Annotated in this window: 19 protein-coding genes and 1 tRNA gene; 13 read left to right on the plus strand and 7 right to left on the minus strand. The window is 44.1% G+C overall.

The features are described 5' to 3' along the window. Nucleotides 1-255: 255 nt before the first annotated feature. The 6 genes from ACFSTG_RS09020 (at nt 256) to ACFSTG_RS09045 (ending at nt 8,265) form a co-directional block, all read left to right on the plus strand. On the plus strand, nt 256-738 hold the full coding sequence (locus ACFSTG_RS09020) for a hypothetical protein (protein WP_380751381.1): 483 nt from the start codon (nt 256-258) through the stop codon (nt 736-738). A gap of 90 nt (nt 739-828) precedes the next feature. Next, nucleotides 829-3,186 (plus strand): S9 family peptidase, encoded by a 2,358-nt coding sequence (locus ACFSTG_RS09025; protein ID WP_380751384.1) that lies wholly within the window; start codon nt 829-831, stop codon nt 3,184-3,186. Nucleotides 3,187-3,295: 109 nt separating this feature from the next. Then, nucleotides 3,296-3,733 carry a universal stress protein gene (locus ACFSTG_RS09030; protein ID WP_380751387.1) on the plus strand — a complete coding sequence of 146 codons (438 nt, stop codon included), beginning with the start codon at nt 3,296-3,298 and terminating at the stop codon, nt 3,731-3,733. 207 nt (nt 3,734-3,940) lie between these two features. Further along, nucleotides 3,941-6,682, plus strand: coding sequence for a PAS domain S-box protein (locus ACFSTG_RS09035; protein ID WP_380751390.1), 2,742 nt, complete (start codon nt 3,941-3,943; stop codon nt 6,680-6,682). Next, on the plus strand, nt 6,675-7,139 hold the full coding sequence (locus tag ACFSTG_RS09040; protein ID WP_380751393.1) for a response regulator: 465 nt from the start codon (nt 6,675-6,677) through the stop codon (nt 7,137-7,139). The genes ACFSTG_RS09035 and ACFSTG_RS09040 overlap by 8 nt, the downstream gene beginning before the upstream one ends. A 79-nt stretch (nt 7,140-7,218) precedes the next feature. Further along, nucleotides 7,219-8,265 (plus strand): Gfo/Idh/MocA family oxidoreductase, encoded by a 1,047-nt coding sequence (locus tag ACFSTG_RS09045; protein ID WP_380751396.1) that lies wholly within the window; start codon nt 7,219-7,221, stop codon nt 8,263-8,265. A gap of 10 nt (nt 8,266-8,275) precedes the next feature. Here ACFSTG_RS09045 and ACFSTG_RS09050 read toward each other — a convergent pair whose 3' ends face one another. The 3 genes from ACFSTG_RS09050 to ACFSTG_RS09060 form a co-directional block, all read right to left on the minus strand. Beyond that, nucleotides 8,276-9,646 carry an alanine/glycine:cation symporter family protein gene (locus ACFSTG_RS09050; RefSeq protein ID WP_380751399.1) on the minus strand — a complete coding sequence of 457 codons (1,371 nt, stop codon included), beginning with the start codon at nt 9,644-9,646 and terminating at the stop codon, nt 8,276-8,278. Nucleotides 9,647-9,763: 117 nt separating this feature from the next. Further along, on the minus strand, nt 9,764-12,319 hold the full coding sequence (locus ACFSTG_RS09055; protein ID WP_380751402.1) for an ABC transporter permease: 2,556 nt from the start codon (nt 12,317-12,319) through the stop codon (nt 9,764-9,766). After that, nucleotides 12,313-13,002: an ABC transporter ATP-binding protein gene (locus tag ACFSTG_RS09060; RefSeq protein WP_380751405.1), complete on the minus strand. Its 690-nt coding sequence runs from the start codon at nt 13,000-13,002 to the stop codon at nt 12,313-12,315. The genes ACFSTG_RS09055 and ACFSTG_RS09060 overlap by 7 nt, the downstream gene beginning before the upstream one ends. 64 nt (nt 13,003-13,066) lie before the next feature. Here ACFSTG_RS09060 and ACFSTG_RS09065 point away from each other — a divergent pair, with 64 nt between their 5' ends. From ACFSTG_RS09065 to ACFSTG_RS09080, 4 genes are all read left to right on the plus strand, one after another. Further along, nucleotides 13,067-13,753: an arylesterase gene (locus ACFSTG_RS09065; RefSeq protein WP_380751833.1), complete on the plus strand. Its 687-nt coding sequence runs from the start codon at nt 13,067-13,069 to the stop codon at nt 13,751-13,753. Between the two features lie 237 nt (nt 13,754-13,990). Next, entirely contained in the window at nt 13,991-14,248 is a 258-nt protein-coding gene (locus ACFSTG_RS09070) for a GIY-YIG nuclease family protein (RefSeq protein ID WP_380751408.1), read from the plus strand. Then, a tRNA-Arg gene (locus tag ACFSTG_RS09075) sits at nt 14,226-14,299 on the plus strand. Before ACFSTG_RS09070 ends, ACFSTG_RS09075 begins: the two co-directional genes overlap by 23 nt. A gap of 39 nt (nt 14,300-14,338) precedes the next feature. After that, the gene (locus ACFSTG_RS09080) at nt 14,339-14,710 is read left to right on the plus strand and encodes a hypothetical protein (protein WP_380751411.1); all 372 of its coding nucleotides are present in this window, start codon (nt 14,339-14,341) and stop codon (nt 14,708-14,710) included. Nucleotides 14,711-14,830: 120 nt separating this feature from the next. On the opposite strand, the gene ACFSTG_RS09085 is transcribed toward ACFSTG_RS09080, so the two are convergent. Continuing rightward, nucleotides 14,831-15,502 carry a M23 family metallopeptidase gene (locus ACFSTG_RS09085; protein WP_380751414.1) on the minus strand — a complete coding sequence of 224 codons (672 nt, stop codon included), beginning with the start codon at nt 15,500-15,502 and terminating at the stop codon, nt 14,831-14,833. 238 nt (nt 15,503-15,740) lie between these two features. After that, on the minus strand, nt 15,741-16,406 hold the full coding sequence (locus ACFSTG_RS09090; protein ID WP_380751417.1) for a class I SAM-dependent methyltransferase: 666 nt from the start codon (nt 16,404-16,406) through the stop codon (nt 15,741-15,743). 409 nt (nt 16,407-16,815) lie between these two features. Between ACFSTG_RS09090 and ACFSTG_RS09095 the strand changes: the two genes are divergently transcribed. Together ACFSTG_RS09095 and ACFSTG_RS09100 are read left to right on the plus strand one after the other, a co-directional pair. Further along, complete coding sequence (locus tag ACFSTG_RS09095; RefSeq protein WP_380751420.1) at nt 16,816-17,931, plus strand: DUF2914 domain-containing protein; 1,116 nt, start codon at nt 16,816-16,818, stop codon at nt 17,929-17,931. A 553-nt stretch (nt 17,932-18,484) separates the two neighbouring features. Then, the gene (locus ACFSTG_RS09100) at nt 18,485-18,775 is read left to right on the plus strand and encodes a GIY-YIG nuclease family protein (RefSeq protein ID WP_380751423.1); all 291 of its coding nucleotides are present in this window, start codon (nt 18,485-18,487) and stop codon (nt 18,773-18,775) included. A 451-nt stretch (nt 18,776-19,226) separates the two neighbouring features. Here ACFSTG_RS09100 and ACFSTG_RS09105 read toward each other — a convergent pair whose 3' ends face one another. Next, the gene (locus ACFSTG_RS09105; protein ID WP_380751426.1) at nt 19,227-21,038 is read right to left on the minus strand and encodes an alpha-amylase family glycosyl hydrolase; all 1,812 of its coding nucleotides are present in this window, start codon (nt 21,036-21,038) and stop codon (nt 19,227-19,229) included. 84 nt (nt 21,039-21,122) lie between these two features. Beyond that, on the minus strand, nt 21,123-21,317 hold the full coding sequence (locus ACFSTG_RS09110) for a DUF2200 family protein (RefSeq protein ID WP_380751836.1): 195 nt from the start codon (nt 21,315-21,317) through the stop codon (nt 21,123-21,125). Between the two features lie 233 nt (nt 21,318-21,550). Between ACFSTG_RS09110 and ACFSTG_RS09115 the strand changes: the two genes are divergently transcribed. Beyond that, nucleotides 21,551-22,819, plus strand: coding sequence for a hypothetical protein (locus ACFSTG_RS09115; protein WP_380751429.1), 1,269 nt, complete (start codon nt 21,551-21,553; stop codon nt 22,817-22,819). Nucleotides 22,820-22,863: the final 44 nt, after the last annotated feature.

Here is a 22,863-nt window from a genome sequence, read left to right on the forward strand (position 1 = left end):
CTTTTTTGTGAAGAAAGAAGTCGTCTAAAAAATCAAATTTAGACGACTTCTTTTTTCTCCTATAGAAGAATGAAACCACAACTCATAAAAGAGAAATTATACTATAAATATTTAACTGAAAACCAGCGAATTATACAGCTTCCTGATGATGTGCTAAATTTTAGTTAACCCTTTGAAAAGCAATTAAATAACACCATATTTTTTCTTATATTATATTCCCCTGCCATGATAAAGGAAAAGAATAAAATTTCAGCAATGAACGAGCAAATAAAAAGGGCCAAACAGCTTCAGGAACTCCTTATCGACAATTTCCTTGTCGCCAGGCATTGCCGTAAATCAACGGAAATCATTTCAGAAGTTTCCCTTAGCTATTATTTTCAGAAGCTGGCCTCAAAACGCTCACAATTTGCCGTTGAACTAGGACAGCAAACTACCAGGTTGCAGGAGGTAAAACCCGCCGTGTCTCCTGCCTCCTATGAAAATAGATGGAGCGAGAAAGCCCCGGAAGATAAATTGAAGATAGTCCGCAAAAGTATTAAACTCTATAAGATCAGCCTTGCAAAGTATAAGAAGGCGCTCAGTCAGATCAACGAAGGCGGCTGCAGGGAGATCTTAATAAGGCATAAAGCCCATATTGCCAATACAATCTCTGAAATGAAAGCCCTTAAAATGCTGCTAAAGGAAAAAGAAGTGAGAAAAGCAGGAGAGGAACCTCAAAAGATCCACGAGATCCTTTAAACAGCACAACTCCAAACCATCCCGGGTTTATGGGTTTTCATTATATTGCCGGAAATTATTTAAGAATCACTACTTAAACGGTTTCCTCCCATGAACAAAACTTTATTTTTCTTTGTCGTGGCCTGCCTTGGCCTCTACCCAGCTTTCGCCCAACAATCAGACCTCAGTGTTGAAAAAATCATGCAAGACCCCCAATGGATGGGATCCTTTCCTTCCAATATCTCCTGGGGGGCGCATAGCGAAAATATTTACTTCAATTATAACCCGGAAAGAAATCCGGCAGATTCCCTGTACCGTATCAATATTAAAGATCAGGAAAAGATAGTTCCTGTTTCCTGGAAAGACCGGGAAAAACTACCCCCTGCTTCAGGCGATTTCAATGATAAAAAAACAAAGAAGGTCTTTACCCGCAGCGGCAGTCTTCTTATTTATGACCTGAAGAGCAGGAAGGAAAAGACCATTCTCGACCTGGGTGCACAGATCAGGGAACCAAAATTCCTGGCCAATGAAGATCTGATAAGCTTCGTGTTCAGTGATAATGCCTATATCTATGATCTCAGAAATGGAACGCTCAAAAAATTGACCAACATAAGGCGAGGGAATGAGAAAGAGGACAAAGACAAAGACTTATCAGAACAGGACGAATGGCTGAAAACCGAAAACCTGGAACTTCTTCAGGTAGTGCAGGAAAGAGAAACCAAGAAAGAAGAAACTGAGAAGTACAGGGAACTTACCCAGGCTCCTGAACCTTTTACCTTTTATACCGGAAAAAAACAGCTTTCCAATCTTGCCGTGGCACCTAATGGCAGGTATGTTACTTTCAACCTCATCACCAGGGCTGAAAATCCGGATACCAACGTACCCAATTATGTTGATCCCACAGGGTATACCGTGAATCTCCCGGCCAGGAGTAAAGTGGGCAGTGAACCCACAAAAATGGAACTGGCAATATACAATCTTAAAAAGGATACGGTTTACCTGGTGCAGACCAATGCCTTGCCCGGTATTAAAGACCTACCCAATTATATCAAGGATTATCCTGACCGTGAGTGGAAGGAAGAAGAAAGGGAAGTGATCGTTACCGGACCCGTCTTTTCTGACAATGGGGAGAGAGCCGTGGTCAATGTACGCTCACATGACAACAAAGACAGGTGGATCGCGCAACTTGATCTGGGAACCGGAGAACTCACATCCCTGGACAGGCAACGTGATGAAGCCTGGATAGCCGGTCCCGGAATAGGATATTCCTTTAGCAAGGGAACCCTCGGTTGGCTGCCCGACAATAAGTCCATTTACTATCAAAGTGAAGAGACAGGATATTCCCATCTCTACCTGTTAAATACAGAAACCGGAAAGAAACAGGCTTTGACCTCGGGAGAATTTGAGATCTTCGATCCTTTCCTTTCCAATAATAAAAAGCACTGGTACTTTACCTCTTCTGAAGTTGATCCCGGGGAAAGACATTTTTACAGAATGCCGGTTAACGGGGGGCAAAAGGAAAAACTAACTAACATGACGGGAAACAATGAGGTTGAACTTTCGCCAGATGAAAAATATATGGCCATAAGACACTCCTACAGCAACAAACCCTGGGAACTCTACCTGAAAAGGACCTCGAAGCAGGCAGAGGCAAAACAACTTACTGCCGGGGCTACAGAAGATTTTCGGGCTTATGATTGGAGAGATCCGCAGCTGGTAAGTTTTACCGGTAAAGATGGAGCAGAAGTTCCCGCTAGGTTGTATACGCCGGAAACATCGAACGGAGCCGCAGTGATCTTTGTCCACGGTGCCGGGTATCTTCAAAATGTTCACAAATGGTGGTCAAGCTACTTCAGGGAATACATGTTCCACAACCTGTTAACAGATCTTGGGTATACCGTGCTTGATATTGATTACCGCGGCAGTGCAGGTTACGGGCGTGACTGGCGAACCGGCATCTACCGGCATATGGGTGGAAAAGATCTCGCAGATCAGGTCTCGGGGGCTGAATTCCTGGTAAAAGACCATGGGGTAGATGCAGAAAAGATTGGGATCTATGGAGGTAGCTACGGCGGATTCATTACACTGATGGCTATGTTCACCGAAGCAGACACTTTTAAGAGCGGGGCAGCTTTAAGATCTGTGACAGACTGGGCGCATTATAATCACGGCTACACATCTAATATCCTGAACGAACCGGTAAGTGACCCTATAGCCTACAGAAGGTCCTCCCCTATTTATTTCGCGGAAGGATTAGAAGGCAACCTGTTGATCGCCCATGGAATGACAGATGTCAACGTGCATTACCAGGATGTGGTAAGGCTTGCGCAGCGATTAATAGAACTTGGAAAAGAAGATTGGGAAATGGCGGTCTATCCTGTAGAAGGCCATGGATTCGTAGAACCCAGCAGTTGGACTGATGAATACCGAAGGATCCTTGAACTCTTCAATGAGACCCTTTTAGATTAGATAAGTTTCAGATCTGGTGCAGAAATGCACCAGATCTTTTTAGTGACCCCCGGGAAGGTTTCCCGCCTGAACTTTTTTTAATATCTTTAATCGACTAATTAACCACCCCATGAAAAATATCCTTGTTGCTATCAATTTTGAGAAGAATGCTGAACGCCTTTTAAATAAGGCCGAAGAATTTGCCAGAACTTACAATTCCAAGATCTGGATCCTCCATGTCACAGAACCTGATCCCGATGATTTCCTCGGCCTGGAAGCAGGTCCTCAATTTGCCCAGGACAGAAGGGTAGAAAAAAGGAAAAAGGAAGGTGTACTGGTGCAGGAACTGGTTCAAAACCTTAAAGCAAAAAATCTGGACGTGGAAGGTCTTCTAATAGAAGGGCCTACAGCCAAGACCATTAAGAAGAAGGTAAGGGAGCTGGATGTAGATCTTCTGGTGGTTGGTCATCAAAAAAGAAATTTCTTTTATCAAATGTTCGTAGGGAACATTGAACAAGATCTGGTGGAGGATCTAAAGGTTCCGGTGGTGTTGGTGCCGCTGAATTAATCCAGTATGTAAGAAATATTTTACATTTATTTAATTTCTATACGATAAAACACATATTTTTCCGATTATCAGCACCTTAGAAATAATTTATAATTTTGAAAACCGATAAATTATAATATCTTTATCTTTTATTTAACAAATCATTAAGATTTGTTTTTTATCCTGTTTCAGCTGAATCTGACCAGGAAATGAAGGCAAGATGGATCTATGACTGAATACTGGAAAGAAATCTTTGCGGAAATACCTGTTCCCTGCGTGGTTTTGGAACCGGAGGAAAACAGGGTGTTTCGAATTCTTGATGCCAACGAGGCTTACTGTGAATTAACCGGTACACGTCCACAGGATCTTTACAAAAAAAGTAGTGAAGAAGCATTTCCCGCCAATCCGCAGCAGCCGGACCACGGCCATCACAAACTCCTGGAATCCCTTAATAAAGTTATGGAATCTGCAGAGAAGGATGTGCTGGAGTGCTTTAGGTATGATATTCCCATATGGGGTACAGATCAATTCGAAGAGCGTTATTGGAACACCCAGAACATTCCGCTCAGGGATGAAAACGGCCGGGTAAAACTTATACTACACACCATCCGCGACATAACCCTCGAAACCTTATTTGAGAAAAAGGAAAAAGAAATACAGGAAGAGCTTAGTATCAACAGGCAGCAATACAAAAATTTTATTAGAGAGAATCCTGACGGCTTGTATCGTCTGGACCTCAAAGGAAAGATCCTGCATTCCAATGAAGGCCTGGCCACACTGGCAGATATTCCTCTGGAAGAAATTATTGGTATGGATCTCCTGCCTTTTTTCGCACCCCATCACAAGGAGATGGTAAGGACCCATTTTTTAAAAGCCACCCGGGGCAGTATTACCTCTTTTGAAGCAGATTTCATTTCTTCACAAGGTGCAGCCAGGGTCTTAAGAGTGCTTTTAATGCCCATGCATCTTGAGGGGAAGGTCACCGAAGTACACGGGATCGCCAAGGATGTTTCGGGACTTAGGGAATCTGAAAAAGTTATTGTTGAAAAAAGTCGGTTCCTGGAGGTCAATGCCGCCTTTATAAGTTCCCTTCTTGAAAATGACCTCGATGACAAGGCCTTACATGAAACTTTTGCGATCATTGCCAAAACTGTTGAGGCAGACAGAATGTATTATTTTGGGGCAGACAAGGACCCTGAAACGGGAGAGATACTTATAAGTCAAAAAGTAGAATGGTGCAGTGACCGGGCAAGTGTACAACTAGACAATCCCGAATTGCAGAATATGCCTATAAAACGAGTGGAGGAGATCACCGCTCCCCTCACCCGGAACCTACCTTTTTCAGCCGTTCTGAGTGAACTTTCTGAAGGGCAAATGAAACAGATCTTCATTGAACAGGAGATCAAATCTATGTTATTGCTGCCCATTTTTGTGGAAGAACAGCTTTTTGGTTTTGTAGGTTTTGATGATTGTAAAAAAGAACGCTGCTGGAAGAATGAGGAAGTGACCTTTCTTCAAAGTTTAACCCACAACCTTACAAATGCGTTCGAAAAAGAAATTGCACTTGACAAGGTGAAGAAAAGGGAAGAGGAATTGATCCTGAGTGAGCAAAAGTTCCGTGCCCTGGTGCAGGAAGGCTCTGACCTCATAGGGATCCTTGACCTGGAAGGGAATTACTCTTTTTTAAGCGAGAACTATAAATCTGTTCTGGGGCTTGAACCTTCTGAACTTATCGGGAAAAATGCTTCACAATTCATTCACCCGGAAGACTGGGAACGGGTACGGGAGCAATTTTTAGCACTGGAGAATACCAAACAGGTTAAAATATCTCCATTCCGCTTCAGGAATAGCAAAGGAGACTACCGTTGGGTACAGACCACGGCTACTAATTTACTCAACGATACGGCTGTAAATGGTATAGTGGCCAATTCACGCGATATTACTACGATAGTGGAACAGGCCCGGGAGATAGAACATATCAATGAGCGCTATCAACTGGCTGCTACGGCCACCCAGGACCTTATCTATGACTGGGACCTGGAAAAGGACGAGGTAACCCGTTTTCACAGAAGTTCAAGGGAATTCTTCGGTTATCCTTCAGAAGTGGTTACTAAACGCAACTTTTGGCGGGATCACATTCATCCAGATGACCTTCTCGTTGAAAAACGTAAGCTGGCTTATATATTTGAGGACCCTTCAGAGAATCACATTAAGACCGAGTACCGTTTCCGAAGAGCTGACGGCACTTATGCCCAGGTGGTAGATAAAGGGTATATCATAAGGGATGCCAATGGAAAACCCAAACGTTTAATTGGGGCAACCAGCGATATTTCTGATATTAACGCCAAAAAAGAGGCTCTAAAGATCGCCAATAAACGCTTCAAAATGGCCATGAAGGCCACCAATGAGATGATCTGGGACTGGGATATCGCGACAGATTCTGTTACCAGAAGCAAAGGTTACAAGAACATTTTTGGCTATGATACCAATGATGCCACCTCGGTTCATTCCTTCTGGCTTACCAAAGTTGATCCAAAAGACCAGGAAAAAGTAGTTAATTCCCTGAACAGGGCTATAGCTAACAAAGACCAGGAAAAATGGAAACTGGAATACAGGATCATCAAGGCAGACGGTAGTGTTGCTTTCGTTAACGACCGTGGCTATATCATAAGAGACAATGAAGGCAAGGCAACACGTATGGTTGGAGCCGTGCTCGATGTTACCCATTCCAGAAAGCTGATAAGGAAGATCAAAAAACAAAACACGGTACTTAAAGAGATCGCGTGGGAGCAGTCTCACGTAGTACGCGCCCCTTTGGCACGCATTAAAGGTTTACTGCACCTGCTGGAAAATGAGTATTTTGAAGATATGACAAGGGAACAGGTTCTTTACCACATTCATAATTCTGCCGATGAACTAGACGGTATCATCAAGAACATCGTTGGCAAAACAGAAGAGATCAATGCCTGATCATAGTGAGAAAAAATCATTTGAGGTCCTAATCGTTGATGATGACCCCGTTGTGTCGCTGCTACACAAGAATCAGCTGAAAGTGACCATGATGCCCCTACCACCCCTTTTGTTCAGGAATGGGAGAACTGCGCTTGACTATCTCAAAAAGAAGGATTCTGAAGAGAATAATTTTTTGATCCTGCTTGATATTCACATGCCTGTGCTCAATGGCTGGGAATTTCTCACGGCTTTAAAAAATGAAAATCTTTCTTCTGGAATCTTTGTGATCCTGGTCACCTCCTCCATTAATAAAGAAGACCATATGCGGTCAAAGGAATTCAACCATGTAATAGGTTTTTGCCGAAAGCCTTTACTGGCAGACCAACTTAGGCAGATCATGCAACTAAAGGAGGTGCACACTTTATTCTCAGGCTTCCGGAAAGCGGCCATGCGGGAAGGTGAGCTTCGGAAATAATCCCTTAAAGGTCTGAAGACCTGCTCCTGTTAAAATAATTCTGAAATTTTCCCCATTTTTGGGTATCTTAAAAATAAAAATGAGAATCCTCAATACAGCCCTTGTAGGTTACGGCTCCGGTGGAAGAATATACAATGCTCCCCTCATTTCAAGCCTTCCACAGTTTAGAGTAACAAGGATCTTAACCTCCAACCCCGAAAATATACGGGCTGCCAACATAGATTTTCCTGAGGCCAAAGTGGTTGATGAATTTTTGGAGATCTGTAATGACCCGGAAATTGAGCTGGTGATCATTGTTCTCCCTAATCACCTCCATTACCGTTATGCCAAACAGGCACTGGAAAACGGTAAACATGTACTGGTAGAAAAACCTTTTACCACCACGGTGAATGAAGCCAATGAACTTATCGAACTGGCGAAACAGAAGAACCTCGTTCTCAGTGTCAACCACAACCGCCGATGGGACAGCGATTTCAGAACGGTGAAAAAGCTGGTGGAACATAACATTTTGGGAGACATCGTGGAATATGAAGCTCATTTTGACCGGTTCAGACCCTCTGTCAAAGTTGGCTGGAAGGAAGATCCCGACATTCCCGGCAGCGGGATCGTTTATGACCTGGGGAGCCATTTGATAGACCAGGCCCTCAACCTTTTCGGAAATCCTACAGAACTCTTTGCAGATATCCGTATTCAGCGGGAGGGGGCAAAAGTTCCCGATAATTTCGAGATCCTGTTGTTCTATTCCAATCTAAAAGTGAGCCTGAAGGGAGGCATGCTGGTAAAGGAAAAAGGTCCCGCTTTTAGTGTTTTTGGCACCCGGGGCAGCTTTCTAAAATATGGGGCAGATGTACAGGAAGAAGCTCTTAAAGCCGGTAAAAAACCCGCAGATGATCCTGAATGGGGTATGGAACCTGAAGAGAGTTGGGGGAAACTCAATACCATAGATACAGAGGAATTCCTTGCGAGTGCGCCCGGGGATTACCTTCTCCCCTACCTCAACCTTTACCAAACTATTCTGGGAGAAGAAGAGCTGGAAGTAAAACCCGGGCAGGCCCGGGATGTCATCAAAGTAATTGAGCTCGCAGAGAAGAGCCACCGGGAGAAATGTATCGTTCAGTTCACCTGATCTCTTTTACTTAGATTTCCAGTTTGGCAAAATATTTCTTTGCCTCTTTCAGTACTCTTGGCGCCATAATAAGAGTGGCAGTCATGGTTGGGATAGCCATCAATGCGAAGAATCCGTCGATTAGATTGATCATCATGCTCAGGGAAGTGGTAGCTCCTACCAATATACTCAGCACGTAGAAATAGTTGTAGTAATGCTTCCTTTCAGCACCTATCAGGAAGGAGAGACATTTAGTTCCGTAGTAAGAATAGGAGAAAAGAGAGGATATACTAAAAATCGCTATACACAGGAGCAAAAGATAATTCCCAAATACAGGCATGGAATCATCAAAGGCTGCGGCCGTAAGGCTCACCCCGTTCACATCTGTGGTTTGCCAAACCCCCGTCACCAAAATAGCCATTCCCGTAAGGGAACAAACCACAAGGGTATCTATTGCAGGTCCAAGCATGGCGACCAGCCCTTCCCTTACCGGTTCTGTGGTTTTTGCGGCGCCGTGGGCCATTGGAGCGGTTCCTATCCCGGCCTCGTTGGAGAACGCACCACGTCTGATCCCCAAAATGATAATTCCGCCGAGCACCCCTCCTAAAAACGGTTCTCCGGAATAATTTTCCGCAGCAAAGGCATCCGTAAAGATCATTCCGAAGTAATGGGGCACCACCTCATAATTCACAATTAAAATAATGACTACTGAAATAAAATAGAGGGCTACCATTGCCGGCACCATACGGGACACCGTTTTACTGATGCGCTCCAGTCCTCCCCATATCACCACGGCGGTGATCCCGGCGAGCGTTATCCCAATGACCAGATTGGACATGAAATCCACCTCCACTCCATTTGGGGTCAGCAAAATATAATTGATCGCCTGAGTAAGCTGGTTAACATTAAAAACGGGCAGAGCACCAATAAGGCCCGCCACACTGAAGAAAGCGGCCATGATCCACCACTTCTTTCCAAGGCCTTCTGTGATGAAATACATAGGCCCGCCCTGAAGATCTCCCTTACTGTCCCTGCCGCGGTACATCACCGCCAGGGTATTGGTAAAGAATTTTGTGGCCATTCCAATCACCGCGCTTACCCATAACCAGAACATCGCCCCCGGACCTCCAATGGCAATGGCGACCGCTACCCCGGCAATATTCCCCATCCCTATGGTTGAGGCCAGGGCTGTTGAAAGTGCCCTGAAATGGTTTATCTCCCCCGGATCATCGGGGTTATCAAATTTACCCCGCAGCACCTCAATGGAGTGCCTAAGGTACCTGTAGGGAAGAAATTTTGAAAGGATCAGCAGATACAATCCGCCACCGGTAAGCAATATTAAAAGCGGAAGTCCCCAAACAAAAGAGGCGAAATCAGCTATAAACCCGTCTAGTTTAGCCATGAAACAAATATAAGTGAAGCAGGAAGGAATTTCCAACATCTTTTTCTCCGGAAATTCCTTTTTCCTCCCTTAGCTGCAAATTTATCAGGATAAATACCTCATTAGGGTCTTCTTCTTTTATCGCGCCTCTTTCCGAAGCACCTCCAGCGGTGGACTTTTAATAACGCTTATACTGTTGGCCAGCCCTATTAATAAAACCAGCAATGTAATTGCGGGGAACAACAGTAAAAATGGCACCCACGAGGGAATGAATCCGGTATCGAAGAGTAGCCAGGCCAGCAACTGACTGGCCAGCAGTGACAGGAGGATTCCCGATAAACTGCCCAGCACCCCCAGATACAGATATTCCAGGGCGGTGATCTTCAGGATCTGGCTGTTACGGGCCCCAATCGTTCTTAAAAGAACACTTTCCCTTATACGCTGATATTTACTGGTCCTTACCGCCCCCAGCAGCACTATGATACCGGTAAGTATGCTGAAAAATGCCATGAAATTAATGAGCCAGGAGATCTTGCCAAGGATATCTTCTATCACCATAAGCACCTGCCTCAGGTCTATCACAGAAATGTTGGGAAATTGCCTTACCAGCTCCCGCTGAAGACCTGCGGAAGCCTCTTCATTGGGAACTTTGGTGGTCAAAACTCGGAATTGCGGGGCATCTTCAAGCACCCCTACAGGAAATACAATGGAAAAATTCAACTGCATTCTCGCCCAATCCACCTGCCTGATGCTTTTTACAACGGTGGGCATTACCACCCCCTGTACGTTAAAACTTAGTTTGTCACCCAGCCCTACCTTTGCATTCTCTGCGAAATCCCGGCTAACCGAGATGGGCACAGCTTCCTGTTGTTCTGCCGCTGATGCTAACTGCCCTTCCTCCAGAATTTCAGAAGCAATAAGGGAATCACGGTAGGTAACCCTGAATTCATGGTTAAGCACCCAGTTATTGATTCCTGACGTAGTATCCAGCCTTAGTTCATTTACAGGAATGTCTTTAATACTTTGTACCCGCATGGTTACGATGGGAATATTGTTGATCACCGGAAAACCTTGTTGGGTGATAACCGAAGACACTCCCTCCTCCTGCTCTGTCTGCACATCAAGCAGGATGATATTGGGACTGTCTTCACTGCCTTCTATGGCAGCCTGCGCAAGGAGCAGGTCCTTCGTGAAATACAAGGTGCTGATGAGAAAAGTACCCACTCCTATAGCGAGTACCAGGGTGAGGGTTTGGTTCTGTGGCCTGAAAAGATTACGCAGGCTCTGCCGCGCAACAAAACCCCAGGAGGTGGGAAAGAATCGCCGGATTAGGTTCATAAACAACTGCCCGATACCTGCGAGAATGGAAAAAGTGACGATTAGCCCGCCCACGAAGGCAAGCGAATATTTTAGGTCCTTCAAAAGCCAAAAGGAAAAGAGGAAAATAAACAGAAACACTCCCAACGATACCATTACCGCTGACATTCTGGAGCGGGACGCGTTTTTTTCCTGCACACGCAGGGCTTGCAACGGGGAAACGTAGAGGGTCCCTATCAAAGGATAAAGTGCAAAAAGTACAGACATGGTGACGCCCAGCAGCAGCCCCATCAGTATCGCCTGCAGCGAAAAGGTAATATCCACTTCCAGAGGCAGGAGATCTCCCAGCACATAAGGAAAAAGCTGCTGTAAAACGAGACCTAATACTGTCCCGGCGACCCCTCCCAGAAATCCTATTACCGCGATCTGCAACAGGAAGATCAAAAAGGTTTGTCGCCGGGTGGCACCCAGGCATTTCAATACGGCCACGGCGCGAAGTTTCCCTCTTATGTAGATATGAATGGCACTGGCTATCCCCACACATCCCAGCAACAAGGCGATAAAAGCCACCAGGTTCAGGAATTTTCCGAAGTTCTCATACCGGCGCCCAAGTCGCTCACTGGTAGAGGTATGTGTATCTAGGTCGGCGTCGTTCTCGTCGAGGACAGGATCAAGCTTTTCATCAAGCTCCTCCATATTTGTACCCGGGGCAGCTACAAAATAGAATTCGTAGTCAATCCGGCTGCCCTTTTGTACGAGTCCGCTTTCGGCAATGTAGCTGTAAGGTATGACCACCGGAGGAGCCACAGAACTGAAAATTGCCGTACTGCCGGGGATAGACTTTAATGCCCCCGCAACCGGCAAGGTTACAGCGCCCACTTTAATACTGTCTCCCGGCTGCACCCCCAGCTGTGCCATGACCGTGGCGTCTACCAGGGCTACATCACCCCTGCGGAATTGTTCTGCAGCCGTCGGCGGGGTGGTTTCCATTTTCCCATAGAAGGGGAAACCACCTTCTATCCCTCTCACCTGCACGAGCTTGGTAGCCCCGTCTTTGGGAAAAGCAGCCATAGAAGCGAAATTTATCTCCCGGGCATCTGCTCCCCCAAGGGAATCGATGATCTGCTGTACCTGCTCGTTGGGCGGACTGTCACTGTCAATAGTGAAATCTGCCCCCATCAGGGATTTTGACTGTATGGCAATATTGTCTTCCAGGTTTTCCCCAAAAGATTGAATAGAGACTACGGCAGCGATACCCAACACGATAGATGCCATGAACAGGGACAGCTTCCTGCCGCTTGCTTTCCCATCTCGCCACGCCATCTTAAGCAACCAGAAAAAAGAAGCTTTTGAAGAAATTTCCTTTTCTCTTACCATGACGCAGAAATATCTTTTGCCACGATCTTTCCTCCTTTGAGTCTGAGGATCTTCTGGGTTCTCCGCGCAAGGTCAATATCGTGGGTCACGATCACCAGGGTGGTACCAAGTTCCTTGTTCAGGTCAAACAGCAGGCGTTCCACCTTTTCACCGGTTTCGGCATCAAGGTTTCCGGTAGGTTCATCGGCAAAAAGCAAAGAAGGACCATTGGAAAAAGCCCTTGCCACTGCCACCCTTTGCTGTTCCCCTCCCGATAGCTGGGAAGGATAATGGTCCAGACGGTCTGCCAGGCCTACTTTTCCCAGCAGTTCCCGGGCCGTTTTGGAGGCGCTTTTCACCCCCTGTAACTCCAGGGGCACGCTTACGTTCTCAAGGGCTGTGAGTGTTGGGAGCAACTGGAAATCCTGGAAAATGAAACCTACCTTTTGGTTTCTCAGTACCGCACGTTCATCTTCGTTAAGGGAATTAAGCTCGGTTCCGCATAAGGTTATATTTCCCGAATCCGGGCGGTCAAGTCCGGCGCAAAGTCCCAGCAAGGTCGTTTTTCCGCTACCCGAAGGACCCACTATGGCAAAGGTTTCCCGTTCTTCTACACTAAAACTAATATCCTGCAGCACTTTTAATGTTTTGGAGCCACTGGAATAGCTTTTCTCTAAATGTTCCACGTTTAATATCTTTGCCATCTTTCTTTCTTATCTTTTGAAAAAGAAAAATAACGAAATGATTTTGAATATGAGGCCCAACCCAATGATAAACTTTACCCGACTGTTGCCACTACTTTTGCTGGCTTTTATGATCTCCTGCGGGGAGAAAAAACAGGAGACGGAGAAATCTGCTGCAGAAGAGGTTTCTGAGGAGCAGCAAGAAGAAAAAAGAACCGGCAAGGTCATCCTTTTCTTTGGGGACAGCCTCACCGCCGGCCTGGGTCTTGATCCCAATGAAGCCTTTCCTGCAGTCATACAACAAAAGCTTGATTCCCTTAATTTGGAATATGAGGTGGTGAATGCCGGCTTAAGCGGTGAGACCACCGCCAGCGGAAAGAACAGGGTGAGTTGGGTACTGAACCAGGAGGTGGATATCTTTGTACTCGAGTTGGGGGCCAATGACGGTCTGCGCGGAATTCCGCTGGAAGAGACCCGAAAGAACCTGCAGGAAATAATTGATACGGTAAAAGAAAAAGATCCCCAAACCCGCATTTTACTCACCGGGATGCAGATCCCACCCAATATGGGTCCGGAATATACGGCAGAGTTCCAGGCCATCTTTCCCGAACTGGCAGAGCAGAACCAGATAGAAATGATCCCTTTTCTGCTGGAAGGCGTAGCAGGCGAACCCGAACTTAACCAGGGAGACGGTATTCATCCAACCGTTGAAGGACACCGCATTGTAGCCGGAAATGTGTGGGAAGTTCTGAAGCCTATGGTGGTGGAGTAAACGGTATTTTATTTTCTAAGGAATATGTTTTTGTTTTTTATAAAATAGGTTATATTTGCACCCGCCTACGGAAAAAGGTTGAAACCTTTTCCTTCGGCGGGCAGGCCCGCTGATATTTTTGAACGAACCTTCGGTTCGATAAAGTGGCGAAAAAGTAATATTAGGCCTCGTGCCCGCCCGAACGTACCGTTCGGTACGGGCGGGGAGCAACTGAATAGCGATTTTACTTATTAATTAATGTATTTCGTTTACGTTCTTTACAGTTTGAATTTTGATCGTTCTTATATTGGAATGACAACAGATTTAGAAAAACGACTTTACCAGCACAATACTGGAAGAAATAGTTCGACTAAGCCTTTTGTCCCGTGGAAAATTGTTTATCATGAAGAATTTCCAACCATACATCAAGCAAGAGAGCGAGAAAAATTTTTAAAAACAGCTGCCGGAAGAAGGTGGCGAAAAAGTAATATTAGGCCTCGTGGCGCAACTGAATAGCGCATCTGATTACGGCTCAGAAGGTTACAGGTTTGAATCCTGTCGAGGTCACTTAAAGCAGAAAGTCCGCAGCGAAAGCTGCGGATTTTTTTGTTTTACGCAAAAGCTGAGCTTGCTCAAAGCTTTGGAGGAAAACCAAAAAACGCAACGCCGACAGGCGGGGCGGACTTTGTATTTTCAGGTGGGGACTTTCTCAGGAACAGCGGAGCTAATCCGGAAAAAAACTCCAAATTACAAGCACCAAATTCCAAAGCTGGAATAAAATACTCCATAGGGATTTATCATCCGCAAAAGCTGAGCTTGCTCAAAGCTTTGGAGGAAAACCAAAAAACGCAACGCCGACAGGCGGGGCGGACTTTGTATTTTCAGGTGGGGACTTTCTCAGGAACAGCGGAGCTAATCCGGAAAAAAATTCCAAATTACAAGCACCAAATTCCAAAACTGGAATCCAATACTCCATAGGGATTTATCATCCGCAAAAGCTGAGCTTGCTCAAAGCTTTGGAGGAAAACAAAAAAACGCAACGCCGACAGGCGGGGCGGACTTTGTATTTTCAGGTGTTATAGTATAACGTAACTTGTATCACTGTTTTGGGAGCACACTATTCGTTCTAAACTGCTCCCCTTTATAACCACCAACAAAATCAAAAGGAACTGAGGTGAGACCGCCTGGGAGTTTGTCTGCAATTAAAACAGCAAAATGAAGATGAGGTTTACTTGAGTAGCCGGTATTTCCAGAAAGACCGATAGGCTGCCCTGCTTCAATATATTCTCCCGGGCTCACAAAACTTCCCTTCTGAACAAGATGAGAATAGAGGAAAAAACGGTTGCTTGCAGAATTATAGAACAAAATTTTATTTCCGAATTCAATCCAGCTTTCTTCGTTAGCTCCGTCCTTATAGCCTTCCACCACCTCCACTACATATCCTGATGTAGCAGCGTAAAGCGTATCTCCCACCGGGAGGGAAAAATCCAAAGCAAATTTGGACATATCCTGGTGGTGGCTGAGGCTCCCATAGTAGCCCTGCAGGATCCTGATGTCACGCTTTCTGGAAACAGGAAATTCTATAGGTACATCTTTTACCGGGATAGACGGATCACCATATTCTGCACCAAAAGAAATTTCAGGAATTGCTTCCCTCCAGGTTATATTGAGGACTGTATCTTGTTGTGGTTTTAGTTGTATTATTTTCCAGGGGAGATCTTTAGAGGAATTAATTATAATTCGGGTGGGGCACTTTAATAAGTTGGTCAAAGCAATATTTAATTCAGAATCTGTTTTTCCGTACGATATTTTAACCTGCTTTGTCCTTTCCAGGGCTTTTTTGGGCAGTCGGGGGCCACATCCCATAATGATTAGTAAAAGTAAGAGAAATATGGACGTGAAACCCTTTATAGCCTTTGCTTGCATAACCTGTAAATTACAACAGGTTTTAAAAATAGCATTTTTTAAGAGGCAAATCTTTGAAGCACCTAAAACCCAAACCACAAACCTACCTTAGCTTATACATAGTGGTTACCAAAACTCCTTTAAACCCCGGAGCCGGAACAGATAATAACTGTTTTTCTTCTTTGACCTTAAAGTGAAACGGTGATGCGGAAAGCTTTACGCCACTTTGTTTTTTTAGCCTGATTCCCTGACCCGAGATAATATCCTTATTGGGTTCAAAATCTCCTTCCGGTAAGTGCTCGGTTAGAATTATATACTTAAAATCGTATAATTTTTCTACCACGCTTTGTATTTCCTCATTCGATAAATGTTGTAACACCTGCCGTAGAATCGCGCAATCTCCCGAAGGCAGATCATCTGTTGCAATGTCTAAAGCATGGAATTCTAAATTATCTATTTTGAATTCTTTTTTATTATGCGAGATAAGATCCGGAACTATGTCTACAGCGATATACTTTTTGGAGTACTTAAGGAGTTCTTTCCCAATATTAAAATCCCCACACCCCAGATCGCAAATTACCGGCGGAGTTGCAAAATATTTGAGAAAAGCAGATACCACAGCTATGTATGCATCTACTGTCTCAGGATGATGTGAGCCTAAACCAGAGTAGAATTCATATTGCTTTCCTCCCCACAATTTTCTTTCATAGATCTGCGCCATGGCATCCTTGGTTGGCCAGGGTTTCTTTATTTTTTTGTCTTTTGTCATTTAACAGATAGAAACTGGATCATCACTCAAAAGTAATGGATTAAAATCTGGAACCTGCAATGGGTGAATCACCAAATTTTAATTTTCAAAAGTGGGCAGAAAGCAGGGGACGGTATAATAAAACCACCAAATGTCAAACCTGCCTGCCGGCAGGCAAGGTTCTAAATCTCATTGGATTAAGGCTAACAGCAATAGCTAAAAGCCAACAGCTAATAGCTAAAAAATTATCGGTGTATCCATGCCTTTTTTTTGAAGCATCGAATAACAATGAACAATAAATATTTAATTCCCTTCCGTTGAAATATTCGATAAGATCCTAATTCCGCTTTATTTCATAAGCTCTCCGGCATTAAAGTCAAAGCAAATATCCAGATGAAGTTTTTACCCTACATTTGGCGCTCAATATATTATGAGAAGAGCTTTAGTAAGATATAGAAAAAGTGTTTTTGGAACGTATGTTATTCGCAATCAAAAGTACGCTTCCATTCTTTTTTTTATGGGTGGTTTTATTTTTGATACGTGGACCTTAGGGCGAATAGATCGTGTTTATGATACGGTGGTACTTTGCTCGCATATGACCTTATTATCCATAACGCTTTATTTATATAATACCGTGGATAATGACAAGTGGGAAGGTACTTTTATCAGACGTTATTCCGAATATTTTCCCCTACTCATACAGTTTTTCTTTGGCGCCCTCTCCAGTGTTTTTGTTATCTATTTTTTCAGAAGTGTGTCCATGTCAAAAACCATGTTTTTTTTCATACTGCTGGTTCTGCTCTTATTTGCAAACGAGTTTCTTAAAAAGAAAATCTCCAATAAATACCTTCAGTTTAGTGTTTATTTTTTTATAAGTTTTACCTTTTTCGCCTTTATGATTCCCACGCTGATCAGGGAAATGAATACCTTTATTTTTATCATTTCGGGACTTGTAAGTTTGGGGTGTACGCTGGCACTCATCACGTTTATTTACAGGTCAAGCCCAGGCACAAGAGCTGAGATAAGTCTTAAAAAACTAATCAGTCTTATCCTTACTATCTATATAACAATTAATGTTTTTTACTATTTCAATCTTATTCCACCGGTGCCACTGGCTATGGATACCGGGTTGGTGGCTCATGATGTGCATAGAAAAAATAACGAATACATCGTTACTTACGAGAAGAATCCATGGTATGTATTTTGGCGTAAACATCACACCACATTTCATCGTCAGGCAGGTCAAAGAGTTTATGTGTTCACTTCTGTTTTTGCACCTACAGATTTAAAGAAGTCCATTTTTCATAGATGGAAATGGTACAATCCCGACACCGGAAAATGGGAAGTAACTGATGACCTTGGCTTTGAAGTTGCCGGTGGGCGTGATCGTGGTTTCCGCGGATATACTTATAAAAACAACCTTAGGGAAGGCCAATGGAAAGTTGATGTAATTACAGAAGAGGAACTGGTACTTGGTGTTGTGGATTTTGTGATTAAAAACACTTCTGAACCTCATGAAGAAGGAATGGTAAAGAAATCATATTAACAACTGTTTCCTCGATACTATTTTTATTAATTCCGCCGTCAGTTCGAGTTTTTTGGCTGAGCAGGAGCGAAGGCAAAAAGTATCGAGAACCGAGGCGATTCTCCCTCGTTTTCACACGTCGTTCTCGATACATCCCGATAGCCATCGGGACACTCGAACTGACGATTTCGTCTCTGCTATTTTAATCATGCATAAAGTTTAATACGCCGTCAGTTCGAGTTTCCTGATCGAGCCTGAGCGAGAACAGGAAGTATCGAGAACCAGACGTGCATGTAAACCCGTCGTTCTCGATACATTTTCTTCAATGCTCCCGCATTTTCAGAAAACACTCGAACTGACGGGTATTCAAAAATGGCATTTTTGGGAGGTAATTTTTGGAGCACCAAATTTCAACTTTAAATTACATCAATCTTGAATTTTAAATTTTGAATCCGGAATAACACCGCCGTCAGTTCAAGTGGCTTTCCGGCTGCAGCGCAGGTGGAAAGATGTATCGAGAACAGAGGCGATTCCAATCCGGCGGGAATTCCTCGAAAAAGCATAATTTTAATGGATGAAGTTAAGTTATGTCTATATTCTCCGATGCGCTGATGACACCTACTATACCGGTGTAACTTCCAACCTTGACAAACGAATTACAGAACATCACGTCGCAAAATACCCGGACAGTTATACTGCCCAGCGCCTCCCGGTGGAATTAGTCTTTTATGCGGAGTTCACGGATATTAATCATGCAATAGCTTCAGAGAAACAGATTAAGAACTGGTCCCGGACTAAAAAGGAAGCCTTAATTGCAGGAAGGTATGAGGAACTGCCAAACCTGGCGAAGAAATTTAAAAAGTAACTCCGCCGTCAGTTCGAGTTTTTTGGCTGAGCAGGAGCGAAGGCAAAAAGTATCGAGAACAGAGGCGTGACGCGACTCCTTTGTTCTCGATACTTTTTCTGCCCTGCTTTCGCATTGCAGAAAAAACTCGAACTGACGGGAGCCGTTGTTAAAATTGAGGTTTTTCAGGAATTGCAAAGTCGCCGTCAATTCGAGTGGCTTTCCGGCTGCAGCGCAGGTGGAAAGATGTATCGAGAACCTAGGCGTAACCCGACTTCCTTGTTCTCGATACAAAATTGTCCTCGCTTTCGCTCGTACAATTTCACCTGCCTGCCGGCCAGGCAGGCTCGAACTGACGGAAGAATCGTTCGTTTCAATTTGTTTTAAAGTTTGAGCATACCACCGCTGTCAGTTCGAGTGATTTTCAAAACCTGTTGAAAAAGAGGTGTTCCCCGATTACCGTAAAATTTATTTATAAGGTATAGATCTGGCTGCCATACGCGGGTATATTCACTTGTCCTGTCCAGGCCTTATCATCCGTAACTTTTTCTTCGGTATTCATTCCGTCGACGGGCAATTCGGAAAAAGCCTCGTCATAACCTTTCCAGGCACTATTGAATCTCAGCTGCCAGTCCGTATCTGTTTCGATTCCAATGCCATAATTCTCGTAATCTTTATTGCCAAAATTGATGATCACAAGCACCGGCTGCTCATTTTCCCCGGGATTATTGCGCTTATAGGCGAGTATCTTTGTTTCCTGATTGAGATGTAAAATTTCGGTTTCCTGGCCTCTCAAGCCTTCAGTAGCCCCAAATTCACCGGTCCTTAATTTAACAAGGTCTGCTGCCAGACGGGTGATCCCCTTCATGTTCTCAAATTTTCCCCAGTCCAGGGCTTCATGATCCTTAAAATATTCGTCTTCCAAAAATTCCTGACCCTGGAAGATCATTGGAATTCCGGGTGCCGTCATGACCAGTACCAGGCCTATTAAAGATCTCTTCTTTGCAAAGGCACTCTCAGCATTCCCGGGATGTATCTCTTCGGGGACGCGGGCCTTTCCGTTTGCTACTTCGTCATGTGATTCGGTGTAAATGACCCGGGAAAAAGCATCCTCGCCATATTGATAGGTAAGTGCATTTGCAATGGCCTCCAGATCTCTGGCGTCATCTTCGGCATTAATCAAAGCCTCTCTTATAGGGTGTACAAAATGAAGGTCCCATTGCGCTCCATAGCCAATTCCCCCGTCTTCTATCCTGTTCGTAATGAGGTCCTGACCTTTAAGATCTTCGGCTATAGTAAGTACTTTAGGGTACTTGTTCCTTATTTCAGTATTGATGTCGCGCATTAGGATAAGGCCTTCAATGATCTCGGTATCAAATCCCAGACCGCCCCCTTCATACCTTATATAAGAGGTAGCATCCATTCTGAGTCCGTCACAGTGGTATTTCTCGATCCACATCAGGGCATTATCCCTCAAATACTGCCGTACTTCCGGCCGACCATAGTCGGGGCGTGTATCTCCCCACGGGGTATCACTCCTGTGGTCATTGTAGAAATAAATACCGCCTTTTCCATTTTCACTCCATCCATCAAACTGCCAAAGATCTACATCTGACGGACCGAAGTGGTTATAGACCACATCCATGATGATACCAATTCCATATTTATGAGCCTCTTTTACCAGGCTGTACAAACCATCGGGTCCTCCGTAATCCTGTTCTATCGCAAAGGGATGAGCGGAATTATATCCCCAGGAAATGCCCCCGGCAAATTCGGCTGCCGGTAACAATTCTATACAATTGATCCCCAGTTCCTTCAGGTAGCCTAATTTTTCGATGACGTCATTAAAGGTGCCCACCTGGTCTGCCTGTTTTCGGTTGAAGGTGCCCACATGCAGTTCATAGATCACCAATGAGTTCCAGGAGGGAAGTTCAAAACTATCCCCTTCCCAGTCGAAGTCCAGTCGGCGTATGATGGAATTCCCATTTGAGTTGGTTACTTCCGGTGCATAGGGATCATTTCGAAAAAACTTGTCCTCTCCGTTAAAGATCACATACTTGTATTGCTCCCCTTCTTTGGCCTTATCGGTAACACCGGCCCAATAACCTGCCTCTTCTTTTTGTAATTCCAGCCCGTCTTCTGACCAGGCATTGAAATCACCGGCTACAAAAATACGGTCGGCATGAGGAGCCCAGACCCTGAAAGTCACCTGGTCATTTTCCAAAATCGCCCCCATACCTTTTGATGCCGCTATAGGTTGCATCACCTTTTCTTCACTGTTCATGTTATCCTTCTTTGATACCTGTAAATGTACTTCGGTAAGGAATGCTACTGTTTTATTTATGAGGAAATTAACCTTGATGAAAGGTCATAAGTAACATTTTCTGCAATCAATTGGTGCAGGGTTTTTTTCAAATCCTGTTGGCCATGTTATAACCTGGTGCAACTCTGCTTTTGTTATGCCTGTCTTCTCAATTTTGGTAAGGTAGTGAGGATAAACAGAAGCAAATGTGAGATTAGCTAAATAGTCATCGTGAGTTTTTGAGGTACTAATTCTTAGAATATTGAAACAAGCTAATTAAGGTACCAAAGGCTTTGTCATAAGAGAGATTCAAAAATGACATTTTTTGGAAGAGATTCTCCAATCTTAACTCCTGAATATTCAATCAAATCCTGCACGCCCGCGCCTCCGGTTCTGGATTTTTGCAGAAGCGGAGCGAAAAAGAGCCTTCAGCATTAGCCTTTTTAACTATATTTGGCTCCCCTACAATGAAATCAACCACCTTAAATTCATTGATGAAATATTTCCTGCTCCTCAGTATTACCTTGTTATCTATAAATATCTCTAGTTCTCAGGAACAAAATAACAAAAAGATCCGATTATATCTGGACTGCCAATCCTACTGTGACAAGGAATTCATTAAAAGAGAAATTCCTTTTGTAGATTATGTCAATGATCGTTTTCAGTCTAATGTCTTTATTCTGTCAAATAGCCAGGTAACCGGCAGTGGTGGACGGGAATACAAGTTACAGTTCACCGGAAGGGAGATCTTTGCAGGTGTAAACGACACGCTGACTTTTGTAAGACAGGCAACCGCGACAGATGATGAAGAAAGACAGCAAATGGTACAGGCCATTAAACTGGGATTGGTAAGATATCTTGCAAAGACAGAGCAGGGAAAAAAAGTGCAGATAACGGTTGAGCAGGAAGAACAAGAAAGTGAGACCGAAGCTGAGGAGTCGGTTGAGGATCCCTGGAACCTTTGGGTCTTTAACGCCCGAATCAACGGTTATCTCAACGGTGATAAAAATTATTTCAGTAATAACTTTAGTACTGGATTTACAGCTTCCCGAATTTCTGAAGACCTAAAGACAACCACCTCCATAAGTTATGGCGTTAACAGAAATCGCTATGGTACGGGGGAAGACGCCATAAAATTTTCAAATGAGAATTACAGAGCAAGTAATACCACCGTATGGTCTTTGAACAGCCATTGGTCTGCAGGTGGTTACCTTGAATTTATCAGATCAGATTTTAGTAATTACGAAGCTTCCCTGACTCTTACTCCGGCAATTGAATACAACTTCTTTCCCTATTCGGAATCAAACAACAGTTATGTGGGATTGATGTACAAAGCAGGTCCTTCTTATTTTGAATATGTAGAAGAAACAATCTATTTCGAAACTGAAGAACTCCGGTTTCAGCAGAATCTTTCCCTGGCTGTGAGCCTGAATAAAAAGTGGGGACAAATTAGCGGTTCGGCAGCTTTTGGGCATTACTTCCATGATTTTTCGAAGAACAAATTAACCTTTTCCGGATATGCAGATCTTAGGTTGTACAAAGGTCTGTCGTTCAATATTAGCGGTTATTATGCACTGCAACGAGACCAGCTCAATATAGTCAAAGGAGACATCTCAAATGAAGATCTTTTGACCAGGAGAAGACAGCTTGACTCCAACTATTCATTTTTTACCAGCTTCGGACTTCGTTACAGGTTTGGATCGATCTTTAACAATGTTGTCAATCCACGTTTTGACGGTGGCGGTGGCATCATGTTCTTTTAGAGGACCAGAGGAGTGAAAGAGCCCTGATGGGGAAAACTACATTA

Origin of the sequence: Salinimicrobium flavum, assembly GCF_042684505.1 — a bacterium.
Taxonomy (GTDB): Bacteria; Bacteroidota; Bacteroidia; order Flavobacteriales; family Flavobacteriaceae; genus Salinimicrobium; species Salinimicrobium flavum.